Raw genomic sequence first — 24,064 nt, forward strand, 5'->3', positions numbered from 1 at the left:
TTTTTCTAAATATAAAAAAAAATGTGTTTTATTAAAATTTAAATGAGTTTTTGTTGAATATTCTGAACGTTGTGACTTTTTGATGGTGATTTAGGGATGTTAAAAACGACAGTTGTACCGTTGCTTATTTCTGATGAAATATTGAATTTTCCTCGAATATTTTCTATTCTTTCTTTAACTGTAAATAACCCAAAACCAGAACCGTTTGTATTGTGATTGTTTTTTAATTTTTTGGTATCAAAACCATTACCATTATCTTTAAATATAAAAGAGATGTAATTAGAGTTCTCATCAATATTCAATGTAAAAAAAGATGCCTTAGAATATTTTACAGCATTATTTACAACTTCTTGTATACTTCTATAAAGTAAAATAGATTTTGTATCATCCATTTTTACAGTATCTAAAGTTGTATAAATATCAGATTTTATTTCATATGTTTTTTCAATGTATTCAAATAACCAAAACAACGCATCTACAATTCCTAATTGATATAAAACAGGAGGAGAAAGTTCAAAAGTAATTTTTCGACTATTGTCTAATGCATCAGTAATATGATTTTCTATAAAATCTAAATCTTTTATTAGTTTTTCATATTCTTTATTACGTTTTAATTCTTTAATTTTCATTTTAGAAATTACTAAAGATTGACTTAAATGATCATGAATATTTGAAGCTATTTCTTTTTTCTGTTTCTCTTCTATTAACGTAATTTCGGTTGTTAACCTTTTTAAAGATTTTTGATATTCTTGTATATTTTCATTGGCCACCATTGTTTGTGTTATGTCTCTTGCTGAAGTTACAAAGTAATTAATATCATCACCATTGTAAACAGGTGTAGATAAAAACTCTAACCAAATATAATGTCCTTTTTTATGTAAAGCCCTAAAAGGAAATGCATGAGATTTAACTTCTTTAGAAATATTGAAAAAAGTGTTTTTTAAAGATTTTAAATCCTCTGGGTGCACTATATCATATACTTTTCTGCCTATAAATTCTTCTTGTTTATAACCAAGAATGTTTTCTATTGATGGGCTTATATATTTAAACGTACTATCATATTCTTGTAAACATATTAAATCGTTGGTATTATCTGCTAGTAATCTATATAATTCTTCTGCTCTAGCTATTTTATCAATACTTTCTTTTTTGTCTGTTATATCTTGTGCTAAGCCACGTCTTCCTATTATATTTTTATTTTCATCAAAAATAGGCTCTGCAACATTTCTTACCCAAACAGCTTTACCAGTTTTTTTATGATATATTTTCATTTGTATATCATAAGATACGCCATTATTAGTTAGGTCTAATGTTGCTTGTTTAATAACAGGTAAAGAATCTTTATCAATTTGGGCTACAATGTCTGCCCTTGGTGGTAAAGGTTTTGCTTTATCTAAACCGTAAATATCATATAAATATTCAGACCATCTAAAATCGTCTTTAGCAATTATATATTCAAAGTATCCTATTTTAGCTACTTTGCTAGCTTCATCCATAGAAGCTTTATTTTTTTCTAATTGTTTTAAAGAATTTTCAATTTCTTTTTTAGATCTTTTTAGTTCTATTCTATTTAACTTAGAATCTGTAATGTCTTGTAAAACACCGCTTCTACCTATTACATTTTTATCGTCGTCATAAATTAAGTGTCCTATAATTCTAATCCAAACTTCTTTATTTACAAAATTTGTCATTTTAAGTTCGATGTCATATGGTATTCCATCAGCGTCTAATTTCTTTGTAGCACTAATTAATTTTTCTAAGAATTCACCCTTATAAACAGCAATCATTTCCTCTCGAGATGGTATTTCTTTATTAGGATCTAAACCAAATATTTTATAAACATAATCTGACCAATAAAAAGCATTGGTTTCAAATAAATAGTCAGAATATCCAATTTTTGCAATTCTACTAGATTCTCTTAGTGATAGTTCTTTTTTTTCTAATAATCTTAAAGAGATTTGTAACTCTTTTTTGGAGTTTTCAATTTACTTTGAACTTTCTTATATTTTGTAATGTCTTGTAAAATAGCTCTTCGACCTATTAATTCTTTATTTTTATTAAAAATAGGTTGGGCTATATTTCTAACCCAAAACTCTTCACCATTTCTTTTAATACCCTTTAATTCAATATCACCTGGTTGCCCTTTAGTATTTATTTTATTGATAAGGTTTTTTAATTTTATTTTAGATTTTTCATCAAAAAAAGTTAAAACATCTTTTAAAGTCGGTGTTCCGTTTCTTGGGTTTAAACCAAATATTTTATAAGCGTAATCAGACCAAATAAAAGTATCGGTTTTAGTATTATATTCTATAAATGCTAGTTCTCCTATTTTACCGGCAATATTTAAGGAATCTTCATTTTTTTCTAAAAGTTCTAAAGAATTTTCTAATTTTAACTGCGCTTGTTTGGTATGAGTAATATCATGTAATACGCCTCTTCTTCCAACTACTATTTTATTAGCACCAAAAACTGGTTCTATAATCAATCGAAGCCAAATAATTTTATTTATTTGATTTTTACCTTTAACTTCAATATTAAATGATTTGCCTTCTTCTTGAAGAGTTTTTATGTTTTTTAGGATTCTTTGTCTAGATTCTTTTTCAAAATAATTTAAAAAGGTTTCTTGAGGTGGTGGACGATCAGATGGTTCTAAACCAAAAATGTAAAACAGATAATCAGACCAGATATAAGTTTTTTTCATAGCATCATACTCTATAAAACCCATTTTACCAATTCTACTCGCTTCATTTAGAGCTTTTTCTCTTTTTTGTAATAATAATAAAGAGTTGTCTAATTTGTTTTTCGATATTATTCGATCTGTAATTTCTCTTGCAGAAGTTACAAAAGATGTAATTTTATTATCTTGATAAATTGGTGATGTAGAATATTCTATCCATATATAATGACCTAATTTGTGTTTTAATCTAAAAATTAGTGGTGTTTTTTGATTATTTTTTAAAAACTCTTTTTCAGATATTTTCTTTTGAAGTTCTTCAATATCATCCTTATGAACTATAGAAAAAATTTGTTTTCCTAAAAAATCAGATTGTTCATAACCTAAAATATTTTTTATTGAAGGACTAACGTAACTATAATTACCATTAAGTTCTTGTAAACAAATAATATCATTAGAATTTGTTGTTAGTAAACGATACATTTCATTCGCTTTTTTAATATCATTTACTGCTACTTCAAATTTTTGCTTATAACTAAGTGGCTTAAAAACATCTTTAATTTTAAAATAAACCAAATCTTTGTCTGTCTCATCTAAAAACCTTAGATAAAAATAAAACAGCAAACTATAATAAATAGTAAAACTATTTTTTGAGATTAAACCAGAAACTATAATATCAATTAAGTTATTAGAATTGAAAAAAGTGAAAACGGAAAAAAAGATAGTATCAAATGTTAAGACGACAAACATTGTAATACTAATTTGTAGAAAAAGAAATCTTATTCTTTTAGATATAAATTCGAAAGTAAATATTAATAATAAAGCATCTAAAAATAATGCAATATTACCTACAATAAAAGAAGGTGTATTTTTTAAAAAGTTGTCTGTTACACTAAAAGAATTTTTAGAGTTTATGCCGTTTAAGTTCCATAAAAAAGAAATTACTATAAAATATATTAAAATATTGGCAATTAATATGGTAGATATTATTTTTCTAGTTTCGTTAGCATCTTCTTTAATGTAAATTAATAATAAAGTAAAGAGAGAAATAGTTACAAAAATAGAAGATCCTGGTGTTACTAGAAAATCGTACGCAAAATTTTGAAAAACACTGTTTAATATAAAAATCATGACTTGTACAAATTGAAACAAGCCAAGACAAGCGTACAAAACACCTTTACCAAGTTTTTTTCTAAATTTAAATAAAAGAAGGATTACAAAAGCAACTAAGGTGCTTTGTAAAAATAAAATTAATGTAAGGTTATAATTCATAGCTTAAGATTATGGGGGTACTTAAGGGTAGAAGGGACTTAATATAGAATTATAAAAATATCAAATAAATTTTAATAATCAATAAAATAAAGTGATTTTTATTTGGTAAAACTTTATTACAGAGTAAGTTATTTTAAATAATCTTAATTTAAGATTATTTAAAATACTTATAAATTGAATTTTAAGGAAGTTTAAAACATAAAAAAACAGTTTAGAATACACTAAACTGTTTTTTAAATTTGTAGCGAAGACGGGATTTGAACCCGTGACCTCAGGGTTATGAATCCTGCGCTCTAACCAACTGAGCTACCTCGCCATTGGTTTGCGGGTGCAAATATAGACACTTTTTACAAACCTGCAAGAAGTGTTTTAATTTTTTTTTAATTGAATTAATACCTATATTGTTCGCCTAACAAAACAAACAATGGATAAAGTAAAATTCGAATTAGAAATTCCAATTCACGCATCGCCTAATATGCTATATCAATACATATCTTCACCTTCTAGTTTACAAGAATGGTTTGCAGATAAAGTAAACTCTAGAGGTAAAGTTTTTAGCTTTGTTTGGGAAGGTACAGAAGAGTTAGCAAATTTAATAACCAAAAAGGCAGGTGAAAGAATGCGTTGGAAGTGGTTAGAGAGTGAAGATGATGAAAGTTATTTCGAAATTAGAATTCAAGTAGATCCATTAACAAAAGATGTTTCCTTAATAGTAACAGACTTTGCAGAAGATGAAGATGAGGTAGACGAAGCTAAACAGCTTTGGGAGAATCAAATAGAAGAATTAAGACACACAATTGGTGCTTAATTAGATAAAATACAATTTAAAAACCAGCATTTATTGCTGGTTTTTTTATGTTTATAATACTAAGATTTGTAGTATTTTTGCAGTTCTTAAAATTTAAAGGATGATTAATTTAAACGGTGAGTTATTATTTAAAGAAAACGTAAACCTTTCTATAGATAATAGAGGATTTAAATACGGAGATGCTATTTTTGAAACAATTAAAGTTGTAAACAAAAAAGTTGTTTTTTGGGAAGATCATTATTTTAGATTGATGGCTTCGATGAGAATGTTGCGTATGAAAATTCCTATGGAATTTACTTTAGAGTTTTTAGAGAAAGAAATTTTAAAAACAATAGCAGTTATAGATGACGCACCATCTTATAGAGTTCGTTTAAATGTTTATAGAAAAGATGGTGGTTTGTATACACCAAAAACTAACAAAGTTGATTATTCGATTGAAGCTAGTGAAAATACTTATGTTTCTAAAAATGAGTATAAAGTTGATGTTTTTAAAGATTTTTACAACTATTCTGGTTTGCTATCTACAGTAAAAACAAATAATAGAATGCTTAATACTCTAGCAAGTATTTATGCTAATGAAAACGATTTAGATAGTTGCGTTCTTTTAAATGAAAGAAAAGGAGTAGTAGAGGTTACCAACGGAAATATATTTGTTGTAAAAGGTAATGTTGTTAAAACACCTGCCTTATCAGAAGGATGTATTAAAGGTATTGTAAGAGGAAAAATCATAGAAATCTTAACTAAAAATAAAGATTTTACTATCGAAGAAACAACGATTTCTCCGTTTGAGATACAAAAAGCAGACGAAGTTTTTATTACAAATGCAATTGTTGGTGTACAAGCAATAACTAAATACAAGAAAAAAACATTTACAACTAGTTTGGCTACAAAATTACAAGCCAATTTAAATGTTTTACAAATTGCTGGTAATTAATTTAAGTTAAAATCGTTTGGTGCGTTTGCCCAAAGTTTATAGTTACCTCCTTTTTCTAGTAATTTATTTTTCCAAAGACTTTCTTCGTCGTTAGAAAAAATGTTTTCGAAGTTATTTTCTGTAACAAACCAAGAGTTTCCGCTTAATTCGTCTTCTAGTTGATCTTTATCCCAACCAGAATAGCCTAAAAAGAATCGAATATCAGATTCTTCTAGCAAGCCACTGTTAAGAAGGTCTTTTAGTTGCTTAAAATCTCCGCCCCAAAACACACCGTTAGCAACTTCTATGCTATTGTCTAACAATTGTGGTATTCTGTGCACAAAGTATAAATTATCTTGTTCTACAGGGCCGCCTTGGTATATATTAAAATCGCAATCTATTTCTGGTAATAAATCTTTAATACAATACTCTAATGGTTTATTTAAAATAAAACCGACAGAATTATTATCTGTATGTTCAGTTAATAGAACAATAGCTCTGTTAAATGAATTGTCGTTTAAGATAGATGGTTCTGCAACCAAAAGCCTACCTTTTTTTGGGAGGAGTTTAGACATTCAATTTTTTTATTTAAATATAGGTAAAATTTTAACAAAAAAAAACTCTCTTAAAAAAGAGAGCTTTTATTTTATTTAAAACTGTAATTATTAGTTTACAGCATCGCTTAATCCAGCTCCAGCTTTAAATTTTGCTACATTTTTAGCAGCAATTTCAATAGTTTTTCCAGTTTGAGGATTTCTACCAGTTCTTGCAGCTCTATTAGATACAGAAAAAGTTCCGAAACCAACTAAAGCAACTTTATCTCCCTTTTTTAAAGAAGAAGTTACGTTACCTGTAAAAGACTCTAAAGCTGCTTTAGCTGCTACTTTAGAAATTCCTGCGTCAGCAGCCATTGCATCGATTAAATCTGATTTGTTCATAATGAATTGATTTTTAAATTATTTTTATTATACTTTTTGCTTAATAGCTTAACAAATATAGACGGATTGTGGGTTTACGCAAATATGAAGGCCCAAAAAAGGGCATTTTGTTAATAAATGTAGGTCAATTGTTAATAAAGCATGCTTTGAAAATCAAAAAACTCTACAAACCGCATCAATAAAGGCTTTACATCATTTTTGCATCCGAAGAAAAATGAAAGCCATTTAATAAGCTTTTTGCATCCATCTTTTTCTTACCGGAAAGTTTTATTTCATCAATAATAATATAGCCACCATTTACTGCAACTTGTAATTCTTTTTTAGATGCAATAATACTTCCAAAACTAAAAGTGTGTGTTTCTATTTGTTTACTTACAGCATAAATTTTAGCAGAAATTTCTTCATCATTATTATATATTAAAGTCCAAGCTGCCGGAAAAGGGTTTAAACCTCTAATTTTATTATAAATATTTTCTAAACTATCTGTCCAATTTATTTTTGTGTTTTCTGGGTTTAATTTTGGTGCAGATTTTTCTTCTAAATCGGGTTGTTTTGTGGTAACTACATTTCCTTTTGCAATATAATCTACAGTTTTAGAAACTAAACTTGCACCTAAATGCATTAATTTGTCGTGAAGACTACCTACAGTTTCTGTTTCTAAAACTGTAATTTCTTCTTGTAATATAATTTCTCCGGTATCAATTTTATCATCAATAAAAAATGTGGTTACACCCGTTTTTGTTTCTCCGTTAATTATAGACCAATGTATTGGTGCTGCACCTCTATATTCTGGCAATAAAGAAGCATGTAAATTAAATGTACCTAATTCTGGCATTTGCCATACAACTTTAGGTAACATTCTAAAGGCAACAACAATTTGTAAATTGGCGTTTAAAGATTTTAATTCACTTAAAAAATCTTCGTTTTTTAAGTTAGTTGGTTGTAATATTTTTAAATCTTGAGATTTTGCATACTTTTTTACTGCAGACTCATTTATTTTTCTTCCTCTACCGGCAGGTTTATCTGGTGCAGTAATTACGCCTGCAATTGTATAGTTGTTTTCTACTAAATGTTTTAAAATGGCCACGGCAAAATCTGGCGTTCCCATAAAAACGATACGCATATCTTTCATATTTATATTTTTAGTTGAAATTTATTTAGATTATTTAATATTAGTTTATCTTCTGCAAGAAGCGTTTGCAAATGTATTAAAATGTCTTTCTCTTTAGCATTTAAAAAATTAGTAATTTCTTTTGAAGACAATTGTTTGTTTGGGTTTAGAAGTTCTATAATATCTTCGGATAAGTTTTTAGTTTGCTTTTTTTTGATAGCTAAACAAACATCACAGATGCCACAGTTTTCTTGTTTAATTTCGTCAAAATATGCCAAAAGTTGCTTACTTCTACAAACTTTGTTGTTCTTTATAAAAGCGATGAAGTTTTTTGCTTTTTCTTCCTTTAGAAATAGAAATTGTTTTATTTCTTTTGAATATCTATTGATAGTTTTATCATCTTCTCTAGGCATTAGAAAATTTAAAGCAGCATTTTCGTTAGATTGATTGTATACAAGTAACTGTTGCTGTTCTAATAATTCTAAATTCTGAATTACTTTATTAGAAGTTATTCCTGCTTTCTTGGCAATAAAGAATTCGTTTATTTTTATTTCATCTTCAAACAAACCTCCGTAAGTTCTTAAAAGTACATTTATAAAGTTTTTTAAAGAGTTATTATTGTTAGAAAAATTTAAGATTGAATAATGAGATGCTGTGACCTTTAAAGTAGATTTTTTATTAAAACTACTATTAAGTTCTATAATACCATAATTAACCAATAATTTTAGAATAGCATCTGTTTTAAGAACTTGTAAGTTGTACTTTTTACAGAACTCATAAAAATTAAAAGCATAAACTTCTTCAGAAATTTCACCTAAGGCTATTCTAAATTGTTGATATAACTTTTTATGAACTTCTTTAATTTCTAAAATAGAAGGTATAGAGTTTTCTATTTGCTTTTGATGTAAATAAATGTCATGTTCACTATATAATAAGACACCGAAAGATTTTTTTTCATTTCTACCAGCTCTACCTGTTTCTTGTACGTAGTTTTCTAAACTATTTGGTAAATTAAGATGAATTACCAACCCAACATTGGGTTTGTCTATTCCCATACCAAATGCATTGGTTGCTACAATTATTGGTGTTTTCTCTAACATCCAATTATTAAAAGCCTTTTCTTTATCTATAACAGTTAAACCTGCGTGATAAAAAGTGCTTTTAAAGTTTTTAGCATTTAAAAAATTAGAGATTTCTTCAGTTTTTTTTCTTGAATTTACATAAACAATTGCTGGTGTTTTAGTTTTTCTAAAAATACTTGTAAGTCTTTCTAGTTTATCTTCAATTTTAAAAACTTGATATGCTAAGTTTTCTCGAAAAAAAGACTTTTTAAAAAGCAAAGTGTTATTTAATTCTAGATTGGTTTCAATATCTAACAACACTTTTTTATTGGCTGTTGCAGTTAATGCAATAAAACCAACTTCTGGTAAAATTTCTTTAAGAACTTTTATATTTCTATAAGAAGGTCTAAAATCATGTCCCCATTCAGAAATGCAATGCGCTTCATCAATTGCAACCAAGTTTACATTTAATTCTTTAATTTTTTGCTGAATTAAAGATGATTGCAATCTCTCTGGCGATATGTATAAAAACTTTACTTTACCGAATTTAATTTTATCGAATAGTGTTACAATTTCATCTTGCTGACTTCCGGTAGGTATTGTAATAGCTTTTATATTTTTCTGTTTTAAATTCTCTACTTGATCTTGCATTAAAGCAATTAAGGGCGAAACCACAATACAAACTCCTTCTTTTACCAATGCAGGTACTTGAAAGCAAATAGATTTTCCGCCACCGGTTGGTAATAATGCAATGGTGTCTTTGTTGTTTAAAACTGCAGAAATAATTTCTTTTTGAGGTGCTCTAAAGGAGGTAAATCCCCAATATTTTTTTAATATATTTTCTGGTGATAACATCATTCGCTTGTTAGCGAATTTAAAATGAAGTTTGTACGTTCTTCTATAGAACCAAAAGGCACATTTATTAAATTATAACCCAAATCTGAATAGGCTTTTACCAAAAACTTATCAATTTGTACAGATTCTACAAAAGATTCATAACGTTCGTTGTCTGTGGTGTGTATTTCTTCCCAAGGTGAAAAATGAAATATTTTGGTGTATTCATATTTTTTGCACTTTTCTATGAAGTAATCTGGATATTCTGTTTTAAAATAATCCATATAAGCGTGAACATCTGGTATTCCTCTATCAAAAAAAACAATGTCTTTTTTTAAATCTGTTGCTTTTAAGTATTGATTTTCTCTACCTTCTAAAAGCATTTTGCTAAATAATAAAGGCTCTGTTAAAAAAAGTTGATCGATACCATCTTCTTTAGCCTTTAAAGTTACCTCTCTAGAAACTTCTGGCATACAATAATATCCCTTTTTAATAAGTTCATTTATAATAGTAGTTTTACCAGTTCCTGGTCCGCCAATAAGAACAATTTTTTGCTGCATCGCACAAAAATAAATCATTCCGTTTATAAAATTAAATTTTAATGTAATTTTGTGTCTTGCAATTTGCAAATAGTTTAGAAAAATTTTTACAATTATTATGAGTAATAAAAACGAATTTTATAGCAAGTTAAAAATTCAATTAGATGATACTACTAAGTTTCCTGCAGATTATCTCTATAAATTTATTGTACCAAGTACAGAGAATCAAGTAGCAGAAGTAGAAGCAATTTTTAATAACACAGGCGCTGTAATAAATACAAAAAAATCTAAAACAGGTAAATACGTTAGTGTTTCTATTATTTTAAAAATTAAATCTTCGGATGAAGTTATAGCATATTATAAAAAAGCAGAAAATATTAAAGGTATTATATCATTATAGTTAAGTCTTATGAAAAGTAGGTTTTTATCAATTTGTATATTGTTTTTAGCAATTAATGTTTATTCGCAAGATTCTAAAACATTGATTACAATTAATAAAGAAAAAATTTCTGTAGCAGATTTTAAACGGGTTTATGAAAAAAATTTAGATGCTATAGATAATGAGGAAGCTAAAGATGTAACTAAAAATTTAGATTTATACATCAATTATTTATTAAAGGTTAAAGAGGCTTACAAAATTAAGTTAGATACTTTACCTTCTTATAAAAGAGAAATTGCTACTTATAAAAACCAATTAGCAGCACCTTATTTACAAGACACTTCTTTTATTGCAGACTTGGTTAAAGACATTTACTTTAGAACAAAAAATGAAGTAAAAGCAAAACATATTTTAATCAGAACTTCTAAAGATGCAATGCCAAAAGATACTTTAGTTGCTTACAATAAAATTTTAGACATTAGAAATAGAATTGTTAACGGAGAAAGTTTTGAAAAACTAGCAGTAGAAACATCCGAAGATAGATCTGCAAAAGGAGATGCCAAAAGAGGTATTCCTGGTAATAAAGGTAATTTGGGCTATTTTAAAGCTTTTCAAATGGTTTCTTCATTTGAAGATGTAGCGTTTGCTACAAAAGTAGGTGATGTTTCTATGCCTTTTAGAAGTCAGTATGGGTATCATATTTTAAAAGTTGATGATTTAAGACCATCTAAAGGAGAAATTGAAGCGGCACATATTTTAATAAAAGATACTACAAATGCTAGTAAAATTAAAATTGATGAGGTTTACAATAGACTTCAAAATAATGAGTCTTTTGAAAAATTAGCAAACTTATTTTCAGATGATATCGGTTCAAAAGGAAGAGGAGGAAAGTTAAACAGATTTGGCACTGGTAGAATGGTAAAAGAATTTGAAGATGCTGCATTTTCATTAAAAAACGTTGGCGATTATTCAAAACCTTTTAAAACCCGTTTTGGTTGGCATATTGTAAAGCTTTTAAGAAAACATCCTATTAAGTCTTTTGCTGAAATGGAAACAGAGCTTCGTAAAAAAATTAAAAGAAGTTCTCGTATGCAAATGTCTGAAAAAGCTATAATTAATAAGTTAAAAGCAACTTATAAAATTGTAGAAAATGAAAAAGCAAAACAAATTCTTAATCAAAAAAATATTAGATCGCTTTCTAAGGATTCTTTGCAAAACACTATATTAAGCATCAATGATAAGAAAATTACACAAGAGAAATTTGTAGATTACACAAAAAACAGAAGGCATAAACCTATTTTTGTGTTGTTCGAGATGTTTAAAGAAAAAGAAATTTTAGCTTATTACAAAGAAAACTTAATAAAAACTGAACCTGAATACGCTAATACTTTAAAAGAATATGAAGATGGTTTGTTGTTATTTGAACTAATGCAACAAAAAATTTGGAACAAATCTTCTAAAGATTCTTTAGGTTTAAAATCTTATTTTGATAAGAATAAAGCCAACTATAATTCTAATGAATTAAAAACTGTAAAAGGTGAGGTAATGAATGATTACCAAAATTATTTAGAAGAAAAATGGATTGCAGATTTAAGAAAAAAGAATAAAATAAAAATTCATAAAAAGCAGTTAAAGAAACTGATAAACTATTATAAAGATTAAAATGAGAATTGTATTTGTTATTTTTTGCGCTTTTTTATTTACCTCTTGTCAGTATTTCGAAATGCAAGAAAAAGAAGAACACTCTTCTGAAATTGTTGCCATTGTAAATACAGAAAAACTATTTAAAGAAGATTTAAAAGATCTTTTACCTAGAAATATTACTAAAGAAGATAGTTTAATTTTAGTTAAAAGTTTAATACAAGACTGGGCTGTAAAAAAATTATTTTTAAAAGCTGCAGAAACCAATAATTCATCAGAATCTTTAGATGATATTAATAAGTTGGTACAAGATTATAAAGAAAGTTTATTAATTAATAATTACAAAGAAGATTTAATTAAGCAAAAGTTAGATACTTTAGTAACCGAACAAGAGATAGAAGAATATTATTTAGCCAATAATGAAAACTTTAAATTGAACGAGGTTTTAGTAAAATCTAAATATTTAAATTTTGACAATAATATAAAAGATCAAAAAGAGATTATAGAATTATTTAAATCTGATGATATTGAAGATGCAGAAGAGTTAGAAAGACAGCAATTAAGCTTTAAAATGTATCAACTAAACGACTCTGTTTGGACAGAATTGGATAAGATTTTGTTAAAACTACCATTTTCTAAAGAAAATCTGTTAAAAAAATCAAAATTCATTCAAAAACAAGATTCATTAGGTTTATATTTGGTGGCTATAAAAGACGTATTAAATAGAAATGATATAGCACCATTAAGCTATATTAAGCCAACGATAAAAGAAATGATTTTACACAAGCGTAAAATCGAGTTAATAAGAGAGATTGAAAAACTAATAGTAAAAGATGCCACAAAAAACAATAATTTCAAAATATACTAAAATCTTTATTACAGCTGTATTATTTGCAGTAACATCATTACAATTAAATGCACAAAAAGTTAAAATAGACGGTGTAGCAGTAGTAATTGGTAAAAATATTGTTTTAGATTCTGATATTGCAAAATTTAAGCAAGAAGTAGAATTTAAAAGTGAAGGGAAAATTAAAATTTCTGATTGTGAAATGTTAGAAGAGTTAATGGAACAAAAATTACTTTCTCATCATGCAGTTATAGACAGTATTACTGTTTTAGATACAGAGGTTAACTCTAAAGTAGACAGAAGTATACAGTTTTTTGCACAAGAATATGGTTCTATAGACAAAGCAATTGCTGCTTATGGGTTTAATGATTTAGACGATTTAAAGAGTGAACTGTTTAATGTTCAGAAAGAAAATGCGTTAATAGAAAGAGAACAACAAAAAATTACAGAAAAAGTAGATGTTACACCAGAAGAGGTACGTTTGTACTTTAACGGTTTAAAAGAAAAAGGAGACTTACCAGAATTTACTGCAGAGATAGAATTGGCTCAAATAGTTTTAAATGCAGAACCTACAGAAGAAGAAAATAACAAAGTAATTGCTCAATTAAACGAAATTAGAACAGAAATTTTAAACGGTGCTAGTTTTAGAATGAAAGCAATTATTAATTCTAAAGATCCTGGTGTTACGCAAGACGGAGGAAGAATACAGGTTACTAAAGAAGCTAACTTAATTAAAGAGTTTAAAGAAGTTTCTTTTTCATTAGAAAAAAATGAAATTTCAGAGCCATTTAAAACACTTTTTGGTTATCATATTATTCAGGTTCATGAAATTAAAGGAAATACAAGAGTTGTATCTCATATTTTATTACAACCAGAAATACCAGAGTCTAGGTTAACAGAAACTAGATTAAAAGTTGAAGAAATTAAAAATGATATTAAAGCAGGTAAATTAACTTTTGAAGAAGCTGTAAAAAAATTTTCTGATGATAAAGATTCTAAAAACAACGGAGGAGTAATTATTAACGGTTATACGGGCGAGACTAAATTCGATTTAACAAGAATGGATCCTGCAATGTATGCAAGAGTTAACGATTTAAAGAAAGGTGAATTTACAGACGTTTTTTATGATGAAGCTAGAGGAGGAGAGAAGATGTATAAGTTTATCTTAATGAAAGATAGAACAGATACGCATACAGCAGATCTTGTAGATGATTATGTTAAAATACAAGCACTGGCTTTAAAGAAAAAGAAAGAAGAGGTAATAGAAAAGTGGTCTAATGATAAAATTAAAGATACTTATATTAAATTATCATCAGATTACAAGAGTTGTACTTTTAATAAAAATTGGAAAAAAGAAACAGGTAAATAATGTCAGACGTTAAAGCGGTAAATAACCTAGTACAAAAGTTTGAAACTTTAAAAAAAGAAATTGGTAAAGTAATTATCGGTCAAAAAGAAGCAGTAGATTTTACACTATTATCTGTTTTTTGTGGAGGTCATTCTTTATTAATAGGTGTGCCCGGTTTAGCAAAAACATTATTAGTTAATACTGTTTCAGATGCTTTAGGCTTAAATTTTAAAAGAATACAGTTTACGCCAGATTTAATGCCTTCGGATATTTTAGGAAGTGAAATTCTTGATGAAAGCAGGCAATTTAAATTTATTAAAGGTCCTATTTTCTCTAATATTATTTTAGCAGATGAGATAAATCGAACTCCGCCAAAAACACAAGCAGCTTTGTTAGAAGCAATGCAAGAACGTTCTGTAACTGTTTCTGGTACGCATTATAAATTAGATTTACCGTTTTTTGTTTTGGCAACACAAAACCCAATTGAACAAGAAGGAACTTATCCTTTACCAGAAGCGCAATTAGACAGGTTTATGTTTTCTATTAACTTAGAATATCCAAGTTTTGTAGAAGAGGTACAAGTAGTAAAAAGTACAACAAGTAACATAAAAGAAACGATCAACGCTATTTTTACTGGTGATGAAATTGTTGAAATTCAGAAATTAATTAGAAAAATTCCTGTTGCAGACAATGTTATTGAATATGCTGTTGGTTTGGTTGGAAAAACAAGACCAAAAGCTTCGGCTGCTACAGAAATGGTAAAAAGCTATTTAGATTGGGGTGCAGGACCAAGAGCTTCTCAGAACTTAATTTTAGCTGCCAAAGCTCATGCTGCAGTTAGTGGTAAATATTCACCTGACATTGAAGATGTAAAAGCTGTTGCAATTCCTATTTTATCGCACAGAATTGTTAAGAATTATAAAGCAGAAGCAGAAGGTGTTTCTATTGCAGATATTATCAACTCTTTGTTGTAATATTATTCTTCTTCATCTTCTTTAGCCGGATTTTCAAAAAAGCTAAAAACGTTACCGCCATATCTTTTATCGTAACTATGCTTTGCGTGTTTTGATAAATCTGTATGCTTAGAATGTTCTACAATTAAAACTCCGTCTTCATTTAAAATACCTCTTTCAAAAACTAAATCTACAATTTTTAAGAATTGATCTTCTTCAAAATCGTAAGGTGGATCAGCAAAAACTACATCAGAAGTTAAATTTGTTTTTTCTAAGAATTTATAAACGTCACTTTTGTAGGTGTTAATATCTAAATCTAAGGCTTTAGCAGTAGAATTTATAAACTTTATACAACCAAAGTGTGCATCTATTGCATAAATGGTTTTAGTACCTCTAGAAGCAAATTCGTAACTAATATTTCCTGTGCCGGCAAACAAATCTATAACAGAAATAGCATCAAAATAATAGGTGTTGTTTAAGATGTTAAACAAAGATTCTTTAGCCATATCTGTAGTAGGTCTAACAGGTAGGTTTTTTGGCGCTGATAAGCGTCTTGATTTTAATTTACCAGAAATAATTCTCATGAGCCTAAAAGTATATAATTTGAGTGTTTCGGAATTTTTAATTCATTAAAAATAGCTTTTTCACTTTCTAAAAAGTAAATGTTTTTAATGTATTTGTAGGTTAATTTATAAATAGCAGTATTTAAGGTTATATTACCTGTAAAATACAAAGGAAACTCTAAAGTGTCTAAATTTAATTGTTCTGCAACAAATAAGATGTAATAGATAAAATCTTCTTTAGAGTTGTAAGAAAATGTATTAAAAAGTAGCAATTGCTTATTCTCGATAACCACAATGTCTAAAGTTGTTTTACCAACATTTACATACATTGTTTTATTATTAGATTTATTTACTTTTAATAACTTTTCAATTAAAACCGTACTGTAATGCTTGTATTCGAATTCACCAAAATTTTGAAATAAATAGTTATTGATGTTCACATAAGGAACGTAAACGTTTTTGGTTTTAAGTACATCGATACTATCAAAACTAATAAAATCTGTAACTAACGTTTTTATATTATAATTTAAATAAGTAGCTAGTTCATTTTCATCAAAGAATTGATCTGGCACTAATGCTGCTAAATTATTCTGATGAATAACTGTTACAGAAGTGAAATCATTTTGAAGCTTTGTGTCTTTTTTAAATATTTCTTCAATTTTAAGAAGTAAGTTTTCTGGTGTATTTAAAGTTGTTTCAAACTCGTATTCACAAAAATATACTTCTTTATTTAAGCTATTATTATAGATACAAAAAGAAAATCCATCCAAATTAAATTGGATGGATAATCTATTATCTTTTAATGTTTTCAAAGAAATACTACTATTCTTTTTTATCACCTTTTTTGTCATATGATGGAGGCCAGTTACCTGCTGTTGTTACTTCGTCTAAAGAACCAACAGAAACATATTCTCCTTTAATTTGATCAGCAGCAATTACTTCTAATTCTTGCTTAACTAAAGATTCGTTCATACCTTCTAATAAAGCTTTTTTAGGAGTTTTTGCCATAAAAGTAGGTACAACTAAACCTTGTACTTTTTCTACAGTTCCTACTTCTAATTCAAACTCAGTTCCTTTTAAACCAGGTACACTAAACATTGTTTTGTAATCTCTGTCTTTAAAGTATTTTAATACAGGTTCGTAACCAATTGTATCTGTAACTCTTCTTTCTACTTCATCTGTAATACCACCACCTTTGTTAACAGTTTCTACAATTGTTTTTGTATTTGTTAAAGCTAATTTAGCAGTATCTATAAATTTGATTAAAGCGTTTTTATCTTTTGTATAATTACCGTTTGCTTCGTAATATTTTACTTCTGCATCTCTAATCATCTTAAGATTATCTACAACTTTAGCATATCTTGTAATCTTATCTTTGTTAAAGTTAATTGGCTCCATAATACCGTTGTATATTTTAAAGCCTAAAAATACTGCTAAGAATAAAAGTAAAATAGATGGAATCCATCTTAACTTTAGAGGTAAATATTTAACTATAACAATAGCTATAATTACTGCAGCTAAAACCGCAGCTAAAATCATTCCTAATAATCCCATTTTTAATGTTTTTTTTTAATAGTCCTATCGCAAATCTACAATTTTTTTTCAATGATAAAAATTTTTATTTATAAATCGACGTATCTTTGTTATTTTAATTAATATATGATAGAATTACCTGCAGATTTTAACAAAGAATTGTTAAAGAAATTCCCACATCAACCAACAATAAAACAAAAAGAACTTTTAAATTTACTAAGCAGTTTTATTTTTAATAAAGATAAAAATGCTCTTTTTTTGCTTAAAGGATATGCAGGAACAGGTAAAACAACTACAATTGGTACTTTTGTAAATTCTTTATGGACAGCAGGTAAAAAAGCGGTTTTACTTGCACCAACTGGTAGAGCAGCTAAAGTTATTTCTCTTTATTCTAAGAAACCAGCTTTTACAATTCATAAGAAAATATATTTTCCTAAAAAACAATCAAACGGTTCTGTGGCCTTTGTTTTACAACCCAATAAACATAAACATACTATTTTTATTGTTGATGAAGCTTCGATGATACCAGATAGCAGACAAAACCAAAAGTTATTTGATACAAGTTCACTTCTAGACGATTTAATATCTTATGTGTATTCTGGTGATAATTGTAAACTTATTTTTATTGGTGATACCGCACAATTACCTCCGGTTAAATTAGATGTTTCACCTGCTTTAGAACAAGATACTCTAACATACGATTTTGACAAGCAAGTAACAGAAATAGAATTAGACGAGGTTATGCGTCAACACGAAAATTCTGGAATTTTAGCAAACGCAACATCTTTAAGATTGTTGTTAAGAAACGAGGATGATAATTTTCAGTTTGATTTAGATTTTGTAGACATAAAAAGGTTAGAAGATGGTTATGATATTGAAGATGCTATTGTTACTTCTTATGAAAGTAGTGGAGTAGAAGATACTGCTTTTATTGTACGTTCTAACAAAAGGGCAAACCAATACAATCAACAAATAAGATATAATATTAGAGGTCAAGAAAACGAAATTTCTGCTGGAGATTATATAATGATTGTTAAGAATAATTATTATTGGTTGCCAGATTCTTCTAAAGCAGGTTTTATTGCAAACGGAGATATTTGCGAAGTTTTAAAAATTTTTTCTATTAAAGAATTATACGGATTTAAGTTTGCGGAAGTAGAAATTAGAATGATTGATTATCCGGATATGCATCCTTTTGAAACGGTGTTGTTGTTGGATACACTTGTAAGTGAAAGTCCGTCTTTAACTTATGATGAATCTAATAAATTGTATCAAGCGGTTTTAGAAGATTATGCTCATGAAAAATCGAAATACAAGCAATTTATGTCTGTAAAAAAGAATAAGTATTTTAATGCGCTACAAGTTAAATTTTCTTATGCGATGACATGTCATAAATCTCAAGGAGGTCAATGGAAAACTGTTTTTATAGAACAACCATATTTGCCAGATGGAGTTTCTAAAGAATATTTTAGATGGCTTTACACGGCAATTACTAGAGCACAAGAAAAATTATATCTTATCGGTTTTAAAGACGATTTTTTTATTGAATAATTTATTTAATAAGGTAATTAATGTTTATTGAACCGTATTTGTGTCCATTATCAAATTTTAATCCTTTAGATTTATTTGTGTTATAATTAAACGTATAACCAAAATTAAATCTGTTCGCAGTAAATTTAAAACCAGCTTCAATTCTAAAAACAACAGGAACAAGTTCGTTTGTAATCTCGCTACCGTTATTTAAAAAACTCCCTTCTAGAGTGGCGTCATAAAAAGCATATCTTATGGTTGGTTTTATAAAAATAAAAGCTTCTGATTCTCTGTAGAAAGAAGAGTTTTTATTATTTAAGTTTGTGTTAAAAGCTATAGAATTTGCAAAATCTTGTAAAGGTTTAAAACCTATTCTTGTAAATAATCCTGTAGAAATATTTGTATAAACTGTACCTAATTTTGCAGAATTTACCCAAGTTAGATCTAGATGATTGCTTTCATCTTTACTAATAAACCTATTATAATCAGTATTAAAATTTAAACCTAGTGCGCTTTTAATCTGATATTTCCAACCTTGGCCCTCTTCAAAACCATACATGTTATGAATAAAATTTTGCATTTCCATAGCATATGCATCAGGACCAATAATACCTAATTGAAAGGTAGTTTTAAAGTTTTGTTTGTTTTTATAAATTCTATTGATACTAAATGCACCAAATAAATAACCAGCAAATGGTCTATCATGCTCGTCGATGTTTTTTGTGTTTGCTTTGGCAGGTGTAAACATTTCGTGACCAATTTGCCATTCAATAATTTTTTTATCTAAAGAAGTATTGGTTTTCTTAGAAAGATATTTAAAAGATAAAAACATACCGTTGGTATAATATCTATCATCATAAGTAGATGTGTATAAATCGTTATCTGTAATAAAACTAATTTCCTTAGAATATTTCTCTTGAGAAAAGCAAATAATAGAGCAAAATAAGAATAAAAAAAGTACTTTCTTTTTCATAGAAAACAAATATAGAACAACTTGTTTAAATTCATATTTATTTAACTTTATTTAGAAAAAAAAGTAATATTTTTAATCTTCGAAAAATTATATATGAGTACAAGCAAAAATTTTACTTCAGAAGACTTTGAAAACCTAAAAAGTAACGAAGACCTTTTAGAACTTATTAAAGAAAAAAGTAGTTTATACAAAAAAGTACTTAAAACTCATGTTTATACAGAAGAACTACGTCTTTTACAAATAGAATTGGTAAAATTACAACGTTGGATTTCTAAGGAAAATAAACGTGTTGCTATTATTTTTGAAGGTAGAGATGCTGCAGGAAAAGGAGGAAATATTAGACGATTTATGGAACATTTAAATCCGAGATCGAGTAGGTTAGTAGCTTTAAATAAACCAACAGAAGTAGAAAAAGGACAATGGTATTTTCAAAGATATATTAAAGAATTACCCAACCCTGGTGAAATCGTTTTTTTTGATAGAAGTTGGTATAATAGAGCTGTTGTAGAGCCTGTAATGGGGTTTTGTACAGACAAACAATATAAAGAGTTTTTGGTTCAGGTGCCAGAGTTTGAACATATGATGTATGAAGATGGCGTAATAATTATAAAATTTTGGTTGTCTATAACTAAAGATGAACAACTTAAAAGGTTTGAAGAACGTAAAGAAAATCCTTTAAAAAGATGGAAATTCAGTCCGGTAGATAAACAAGGACAAGCTTTGTGGGATAAATACACGCATTATAAGTCGGAAATGTTTTCTAAAACGCATACAGCATATAGCCCTTGGATGATGATTAAAACCAACGATAAGCAAGTTGCAAGATTAGAAGCCATAAGACACGTTATTTCTCAGTTCGATTATGAAGGAAAAACTTCAAAAATATCTCTAACTCCAGACCCAAATGTTGTAATGCGTTATTACAGGTCTAATACCAATATAGATTAAGACTATGGATAAAAAACTTACACAAAAGCAATTAAATAAGTTAACAACTAAAAAAGGTTTTCTAGCTCTTTTATCTAAAGACCCGTTAAGTACAGAGAAGAGTTTACGTTATGTAGATTATCAGAAAAAGTTAAAAAAATTACAGGTAGAATTAATTCGTTTGCAAACGTGGGCAATTAATAATAACGAACGTATTATAATTGTTTTTCAAGGAAGAGATGCTGCCGGAAAAGGAGGTGCTATTCGAAGATTAACAGAACGAATAAACCCTAGACACATGCGAATTGTGGCTTTACCTAAACCCACAGAAGATGAAAAAACGCAATGGTATTTTCAACGCTACGTAGAACAATTACCTAAAGCTGGTGAAATTGTTTTTTTTGATAGAAGTTGGTATAATAGGGCTGTTGTAGAACCTGTAAACGGATTCTGTACTGCAGAAGAGTACGAGATTTTTATGAATCAGGTAAACGATTTTGAAAAAATGATTTTAGAATCTGGAATTCATTTGGTTAAAATTTATATGTCTATTTCTAAAAAAGAACAAGCTAAACGATTTGCAGACATTAAAAGCAATCCATTAAAACAATGGAAAATGACCAAGTTAGACGAGAAAGCTCAATTACTATGGGATCAATATACAGTTTATAAAAAGGCGATGTTTCAGAGAACCAATACAGCAATTTCTCCTTGGAAAGTTATTAGAGCAAATAGAAAAACAGAAGCGAGAATTAATGTTATAAATCACGTTCTTAACAGTATTCCTTATGATAAAGATTTAGAAATTTAAAGAATAAAATTTTTAATAGCATTAAATAAATAATATACTTCTGCAGCAATTTCTTCATTAGTTTCTAAATATGTTTTTGTTTGCTCAGAAGTTCCGTCAGAAAATTTCGGATCTACAAAAGGTAAATGAAACCTTTCTATTGCAGTTGGTATAAACGGACAATTTTTATCAGCATCATTACAAGTTGTTATCACAAAATAGGGTTCTTTATTAATTTCGTGATCGTAACGTTTAGAAAAGCCTAATATTGATTTTTTACAACCTAGAAAAGAGATTAAATATTTCGGATTTTGATGAGAGAAATCTTTTACATTAAAATCGAAACCAGCAGATTGTAATGTTTTTACAGAGTTTCTGTTAAAAGATGTAACTTCTGTTCCACCAGAAAAAGCATTGATATTTAATGTAAAGTAATTAGCAGCAAAATAAGACCAAATTTGTGCTATTTGACTTCTTCTAGAATTATGTGTACAAATAAAATTTATGTTTGCAGCACCATTATCAATATAAAACTTTGCAATTTTTTCAGAAATCTTAGTAAGTATTTCTTTTCTCTCATCTTGAAGTATAATTTTTTTTGAAGAGAGTTTAAAGAAGTTTTCTGTAGAAACGGCAAAAGTTTTAGACATATGCTTATTTTTGTAGTAAAGTTAGTAGCTTATATCTTTAAATTAATTAAAATAATGTTAAGAAAGGGTTTAGAAATTGGTAATACTGTTGCAGTTTTAGACGATGTTTTAAAAGGAAAAGTGGTTGCAATTGATTACAACTTAATTTCTATAGAATCTTTAGATGGCATGCTTTTTAAATTTGATGAAAAAGAATTGGTTAAGATTGAAGTAGAGCAACATGAGTTGTCTAAATTTTCTGATATAAATAATAACTTTTTAAAAGAAAAAACTACAGAGGTTAAGAAGAAAAACAGTTTTTTTAAGAAACAAAAGCAAGAATTTTTAATGGAAATAGATTTGCATATTAACAAGCTAACTAAGTCTGTAAAAGGTTTAGATAACTACGATATGTTAAATTTACAGTTAGATACTGCAAAAAGAAAATTAGAATTTGCAATTCATAAAAGAATTTCTAAAATTGTTTTTATACACGGAGTAGGCGAAGGGGTTTTAAAATCTGAACTGCATTCACTTTTAAATAAATACCCAGTTAAATATTACGATGCTTCATATAAACAATATGGTTTAGGTGCCACAGAGGTTTATATTTTTCAAAACTCAATCTAATAAAAAAATTAGTATGAATGCTATTTATTTAGACAATGCAGCTACCACGCAAATGCATCCAGAAGTTATAGAAGTTATGCAAAACTCTATGGCAACAAATTTTGGTAATCCATCTTCAATTCATCAATTTGGTAGAAAAGCAAAATCGAGTGTAGAAACTGCTAGAAAAAATATTGCGAAGCAATTTCATGTGTCTGCCGCAGAAATAATTTTTACGTCAAGTGGTACAGAAGCAGATAATTTAATATTAAATAATGCTGTTTTAAATTTAGGTGTTACTAGAATTATAACTTCTAAAATAGAACATCACGCTGTTTTAAATACATGTAAATTTCTAAGTGAAAAATATGATATTTCATTAGAATTTGTTCTTGTTAAAGATAATGGAGATATCGATTTAGAGCATTTAGAAACGCTTTTAAAATCATCAGAAGAAAAAACATTAGTTAGTTTAATGATGATTAATAATGAAATAGGAAATGTATTACCCATAAAAAAGGTTGCTGATTTATGTAAAAGTCATAATTCACTTTTTCATTCGGATACTGTGCAAGCGATTGGTAATTATAAACTTGATTTATCTGATATTAATATTGATTTTCTTGTAGGAAGTGCTCATAAATTTCATGGACCAAAAGGCGTAGGATTTGCTTTTTTTAGAAAAGGATTTGGTATAGCGCCAATGCTTCATGGTGGAGAACAAGAAAAAGGTGCTAGATCTAGTACAGAAAATGTACATGCTATTTTGGGTATGGAAAAAGCATTAAATATTTCTTACGCAACAATTGAAAAGAATAAAAATTACATCGAAACTCTAAAGATTTATTTTATTTCTGAATTAAAAAAAATATCTAAAGAAATTAAGTTTAATGGTAATTCAAGTAATTTAGATAGTAGTAGTGCTACTATTTTAAGTGTTCGTTTTCCTGTTAAAAACGATATGCTTTTATTTAGTTTAGATTTATTAGGAATTGCTGTTTCTGGTGGAAGTGCTTGCCAGAGTGGAAGTAATAAAGGTTCGCACGTACTTTCTGAAATTTTATTTGACGGTGAAGAAGATAAAACTTCTGTCCGATTTTCATTCTCTAGAAATAATACAATTGAAGAATTAGATTTTGCAATTACTAAAATTAAAGACTTTATAAAGTAAAAAAAAAGAGAATCTTTAAGA

The 24,064-nt window shown here is 27.7% G+C and carries 24 protein-coding genes and 1 tRNA gene; 12 read left to right on the top strand and 13 right to left on the bottom strand.

Annotation, left to right across the window (positions count from 1 at the left end):
• Positions 1-38: 38 nt before the first annotated feature.
• The 3 genes from WG950_RS00200 to WG950_RS00210 form a co-directional block, all read right to left on the bottom strand.
• A complete protein-coding gene (locus WG950_RS00200; protein WP_340935216.1) occupies positions 39-1,985 on the bottom strand; it encodes a PAS domain-containing protein in 1,947 nt (648 codons plus the stop codon).
• Positions 1,949-3,946: a PAS domain S-box protein gene (locus WG950_RS00205; RefSeq protein WP_340933282.1), complete on the bottom strand. Its 1,998-nt coding sequence runs from the start codon at positions 3,944-3,946 to the stop codon at positions 1,949-1,951. Before WG950_RS00205 ends, WG950_RS00200 begins: the two co-directional genes overlap by 37 nt.
• Before the next feature lie 242 nt (positions 3,947-4,188).
• Positions 4,189-4,262: transfer RNA gene (locus WG950_RS00210), tRNA-Met, on the bottom strand.
• 108 nt (positions 4,263-4,370) lie between these two features.
• Here WG950_RS00210 and WG950_RS00215 point away from each other — a divergent pair.
• Both WG950_RS00215 and WG950_RS00220 read left to right on the top strand, forming a co-directional pair.
• Positions 4,371-4,754 (top strand): START-like domain-containing protein, encoded by a 384-nt coding sequence (locus WG950_RS00215; protein ID WP_340933285.1) that lies wholly within the window; start codon positions 4,371-4,373, stop codon positions 4,752-4,754.
• 100 nt (positions 4,755-4,854) lie between these two features.
• Positions 4,855-5,688: an aminotransferase class IV gene (locus WG950_RS00220; protein WP_340933286.1), complete on the top strand. Its 834-nt coding sequence runs from the start codon at positions 4,855-4,857 to the stop codon at positions 5,686-5,688.
• Here WG950_RS00220 and WG950_RS00225 read toward each other — a convergent pair.
• The 5 genes from WG950_RS00225 to WG950_RS00245 form a co-directional block, all read right to left on the bottom strand.
• The gene (locus WG950_RS00225; protein WP_079736899.1) at positions 5,685-6,242 is read right to left on the bottom strand and encodes a YqgE/AlgH family protein; all 558 of its coding nucleotides are present in this window, start codon (positions 6,240-6,242) and stop codon (positions 5,685-5,687) included. The two genes, WG950_RS00220 and WG950_RS00225, sit on opposite strands and share 4 nt — an antisense overlap.
• 90 nt (positions 6,243-6,332) lie before the next feature.
• A complete protein-coding gene (locus WG950_RS00230; protein WP_079736898.1) occupies positions 6,333-6,605 on the bottom strand; it encodes an HU family DNA-binding protein in 273 nt (90 codons plus the stop codon).
• 187 nt (positions 6,606-6,792) lie between these two features.
• The gene (gene fmt, locus WG950_RS00235) at positions 6,793-7,737 is read right to left on the bottom strand and encodes a methionyl-tRNA formyltransferase (protein WP_340933287.1); all 945 of its coding nucleotides are present in this window, start codon (positions 7,735-7,737) and stop codon (positions 6,793-6,795) included.
• Positions 7,738-7,739: 2 nt separating this feature from the next.
• Complete coding sequence (locus WG950_RS00240) at positions 7,740-9,635, bottom strand: ATP-dependent DNA helicase RecQ (protein WP_340933289.1); 1,896 nt, start codon at positions 9,633-9,635, stop codon at positions 7,740-7,742.
• Positions 9,632-10,189, bottom strand: coding sequence for an ATP-binding protein (locus tag WG950_RS00245; protein ID WP_340933290.1), 558 nt, complete (start codon positions 10,187-10,189; stop codon positions 9,632-9,634). The genes WG950_RS00240 and WG950_RS00245 overlap by 4 nt, the downstream gene beginning before the upstream one ends.
• Before the next feature lie 79 nt (positions 10,190-10,268).
• On the opposite strand from WG950_RS00245, the gene WG950_RS00250 reads away from it, so the two are divergent.
• The 5 genes from WG950_RS00250 to WG950_RS00270 all read left to right on the top strand — a co-directional run bounded on the left by WG950_RS00250 (position 10,269) and on the right by WG950_RS00270 (position 15,339).
• On the top strand, positions 10,269-10,550 hold the full coding sequence (locus WG950_RS00250) for a DUF493 family protein (protein WP_079736896.1): 282 nt from the start codon (positions 10,269-10,271) through the stop codon (positions 10,548-10,550).
• 81 nt (positions 10,551-10,631) lie between these two features.
• Positions 10,632-12,191 carry a peptidylprolyl isomerase gene (locus WG950_RS00255; RefSeq protein ID WP_340933293.1) on the top strand — a complete coding sequence of 520 codons (1,560 nt, stop codon included), beginning with the start codon at positions 10,632-10,634 and terminating at the stop codon, positions 12,189-12,191.
• 1 nt (position 12,192) lies between these two features.
• Positions 12,193-13,038, top strand: a complete 846-nt coding sequence (locus tag WG950_RS00260) for a hypothetical protein (RefSeq protein ID WP_340933294.1) — start codon at positions 12,193-12,195, stop codon at positions 13,036-13,038.
• On the top strand, positions 13,004-14,386 hold the full coding sequence (locus WG950_RS00265) for a peptidylprolyl isomerase (RefSeq protein ID WP_340933296.1): 1,383 nt from the start codon (positions 13,004-13,006) through the stop codon (positions 14,384-14,386). The genes WG950_RS00260 and WG950_RS00265 overlap by 35 nt, the downstream gene beginning before the upstream one ends.
• The gene (locus tag WG950_RS00270) at positions 14,386-15,339 is read left to right on the top strand and encodes an AAA family ATPase (RefSeq protein ID WP_340933298.1); all 954 of its coding nucleotides are present in this window, start codon (positions 14,386-14,388) and stop codon (positions 15,337-15,339) included. Before WG950_RS00265 ends, WG950_RS00270 begins: the two co-directional genes overlap by 1 nt.
• 2 nt (positions 15,340-15,341) lie before the next feature.
• Here the strand turns inward: WG950_RS00270 and WG950_RS00275 are convergent, their stop codons facing one another.
• From WG950_RS00275 to WG950_RS00285, 3 genes are read right to left on the bottom strand one after another with little or no spacing between them, the layout of a single operon-like run.
• Positions 15,342-15,902, bottom strand: a complete 561-nt coding sequence (locus WG950_RS00275; RefSeq protein WP_079736891.1) for an RsmD family RNA methyltransferase — start codon at positions 15,900-15,902, stop codon at positions 15,342-15,344.
• A complete protein-coding gene (locus WG950_RS00280) occupies positions 15,899-16,693 on the bottom strand; it encodes a DUF3822 family protein (protein ID WP_340933302.1) in 795 nt (264 codons plus the stop codon). Before WG950_RS00280 ends, WG950_RS00275 begins: the two co-directional genes overlap by 4 nt.
• Positions 16,694-16,703: 10 nt before the next feature.
• A complete protein-coding gene (locus WG950_RS00285; protein WP_079736890.1) occupies positions 16,704-17,435 on the bottom strand; it encodes a hypothetical protein in 732 nt (243 codons plus the stop codon).
• A gap of 105 nt (positions 17,436-17,540) precedes the next feature.
• On the opposite strand from WG950_RS00285, the gene WG950_RS00290 reads away from it, so the two are divergent.
• The gene (locus tag WG950_RS00290; protein WP_340933303.1) at positions 17,541-18,965 is read left to right on the top strand and encodes an ATP-dependent DNA helicase; all 1,425 of its coding nucleotides are present in this window, start codon (positions 17,541-17,543) and stop codon (positions 18,963-18,965) included.
• A 1-nt stretch (position 18,966) separates the two neighbouring features.
• On the opposite strand, the gene WG950_RS00295 is transcribed toward WG950_RS00290, so the two are convergent.
• Entirely contained in the window at positions 18,967-19,917 is a 951-nt protein-coding gene (locus WG950_RS00295) for a lipid A deacylase LpxR family protein (RefSeq protein WP_340933304.1), read from the bottom strand.
• A 93-nt stretch (positions 19,918-20,010) separates the two neighbouring features.
• On the opposite strand from WG950_RS00295, the gene ppk2 (WG950_RS00300) reads away from it, so the two are divergent.
• Both ppk2 (WG950_RS00300) and ppk2 (WG950_RS00305) read left to right on the top strand, forming a co-directional pair.
• Positions 20,011-20,865, top strand: coding sequence for a polyphosphate kinase 2 (gene ppk2, locus WG950_RS00300; protein WP_079736887.1), 855 nt, complete (start codon positions 20,011-20,013; stop codon positions 20,863-20,865).
• Between the two features lie 4 nt (positions 20,866-20,869).
• Positions 20,870-21,655 carry a polyphosphate kinase 2 gene (ppk2, locus tag WG950_RS00305; protein ID WP_077809652.1) on the top strand — a complete coding sequence of 262 codons (786 nt, stop codon included), beginning with the start codon at positions 20,870-20,872 and terminating at the stop codon, positions 21,653-21,655.
• Here the strand turns inward: ppk2 (WG950_RS00305) and WG950_RS00310 are convergent.
• Positions 21,652-22,284 carry a hypothetical protein gene (locus tag WG950_RS00310; protein ID WP_340933308.1) on the bottom strand — a complete coding sequence of 211 codons (633 nt, stop codon included), beginning with the start codon at positions 22,282-22,284 and terminating at the stop codon, positions 21,652-21,654. The two genes, ppk2 (WG950_RS00305) and WG950_RS00310, sit on opposite strands and share 4 nt — an antisense overlap.
• 54 nt (positions 22,285-22,338) lie before the next feature.
• Here WG950_RS00310 and WG950_RS00315 point away from each other — a divergent pair, with 54 nt between their 5' ends.
• Together WG950_RS00315 and WG950_RS00320 are read left to right on the top strand one after the other, a co-directional pair.
• A complete protein-coding gene (locus WG950_RS00315; protein WP_340935217.1) occupies positions 22,339-22,893 on the top strand; it encodes a Smr/MutS family protein in 555 nt (184 codons plus the stop codon).
• Between the two features lie 13 nt (positions 22,894-22,906).
• The gene (locus tag WG950_RS00320; protein ID WP_340933310.1) at positions 22,907-24,043 is read left to right on the top strand and encodes a cysteine desulfurase family protein; all 1,137 of its coding nucleotides are present in this window, start codon (positions 22,907-22,909) and stop codon (positions 24,041-24,043) included.
• Positions 24,044-24,064 lie beyond the last annotated feature (21 nt).

This window comes from Polaribacter marinaquae (assembly GCF_038019025.1).
Classification (GTDB): domain Bacteria; phylum Bacteroidota; class Bacteroidia; order Flavobacteriales; family Flavobacteriaceae; genus Polaribacter; species Polaribacter marinaquae.

What these genes read in the sequence shown, in the direction of transcription:
- WG950_RS00220 (WP_340933286.1), top strand. Translation starts at nt 4,855, where the DNA reads ATGATTAATTTAAACGGTGAGTTATTATTTAAAGAAAACGTAAACCTT.
- fmt (WP_340933287.1), bottom strand. Translation starts at nt 7,737, where the DNA reads ATGAAAGATATGCGTATCGTTTTTATGGGAACGCCAGATTTTGCCGTG.
- WG950_RS00295 (WP_340933304.1), bottom strand. Translation starts at nt 19,917, where the DNA reads ATGAAAAAGAAAGTACTTTTTTTATTCTTATTTTGCTCTATTATTTGC.
- ppk2 (WP_079736887.1), top strand. Translation starts at nt 20,011, where the DNA reads ATGAGTACAAGCAAAAATTTTACTTCAGAAGACTTTGAAAACCTAAAA.
- WG950_RS00225 (WP_079736899.1), bottom strand. Translation starts at nt 6,242, where the DNA reads ATGTCTAAACTCCTCCCAAAAAAAGGTAGGCTTTTGGTTGCAGAACCA.
- WG950_RS00240 (WP_340933289.1), bottom strand. Translation starts at nt 9,635, where the DNA reads ATGATGTTATCACCAGAAAATATATTAAAAAAATATTGGGGATTTACC.
- WG950_RS00275 (WP_079736891.1), bottom strand. Translation starts at nt 15,902, where the DNA reads ATGAGAATTATTTCTGGTAAATTAAAATCAAGACGCTTATCAGCGCCA.
- WG950_RS00320 (WP_340933310.1), top strand. Translation starts at nt 22,907, where the DNA reads ATGAATGCTATTTATTTAGACAATGCAGCTACCACGCAAATGCATCCA.
- WG950_RS00250 (WP_079736896.1), top strand. Translation starts at nt 10,269, where the DNA reads ATGAGTAATAAAAACGAATTTTATAGCAAGTTAAAAATTCAATTAGAT.
- WG950_RS00285 (WP_079736890.1), bottom strand. Translation starts at nt 17,435, where the DNA reads ATGGGATTATTAGGAATGATTTTAGCTGCGGTTTTAGCTGCAGTAATT.
- WG950_RS00310 (WP_340933308.1), bottom strand. Translation starts at nt 22,284, where the DNA reads ATGTCTAAAACTTTTGCCGTTTCTACAGAAAACTTCTTTAAACTCTCT.
- WG950_RS00215 (WP_340933285.1), top strand. Translation starts at nt 4,371, where the DNA reads ATGGATAAAGTAAAATTCGAATTAGAAATTCCAATTCACGCATCGCCT.
- WG950_RS00230 (WP_079736898.1), bottom strand. Translation starts at nt 6,605, where the DNA reads ATGAACAAATCAGATTTAATCGATGCAATGGCTGCTGACGCAGGAATT.
- WG950_RS00290 (WP_340933303.1), top strand. Translation starts at nt 17,541, where the DNA reads ATGATAGAATTACCTGCAGATTTTAACAAAGAATTGTTAAAGAAATTC.
- WG950_RS00265 (WP_340933296.1), top strand. Translation starts at nt 13,004, where the DNA reads ATGCCACAAAAAACAATAATTTCAAAATATACTAAAATCTTTATTACA.
- WG950_RS00270 (WP_340933298.1), top strand. Translation starts at nt 14,386, where the DNA reads ATGTCAGACGTTAAAGCGGTAAATAACCTAGTACAAAAGTTTGAAACT.
- ppk2 (WP_077809652.1), top strand. Translation starts at nt 20,870, where the DNA reads ATGGATAAAAAACTTACACAAAAGCAATTAAATAAGTTAACAACTAAA.
- WG950_RS00245 (WP_340933290.1), bottom strand. Translation starts at nt 10,189, where the DNA reads ATGATTTATTTTTGTGCGATGCAGCAAAAAATTGTTCTTATTGGCGGA.
- WG950_RS00315 (WP_340935217.1), top strand. Translation starts at nt 22,339, where the DNA reads ATGTTAAGAAAGGGTTTAGAAATTGGTAATACTGTTGCAGTTTTAGAC.
- WG950_RS00205 (WP_340933282.1), bottom strand. Translation starts at nt 3,946, where the DNA reads ATGAATTATAACCTTACATTAATTTTATTTTTACAAAGCACCTTAGTT.
- WG950_RS00260 (WP_340933294.1), top strand. Translation starts at nt 12,193, where the DNA reads ATGAGAATTGTATTTGTTATTTTTTGCGCTTTTTTATTTACCTCTTGT.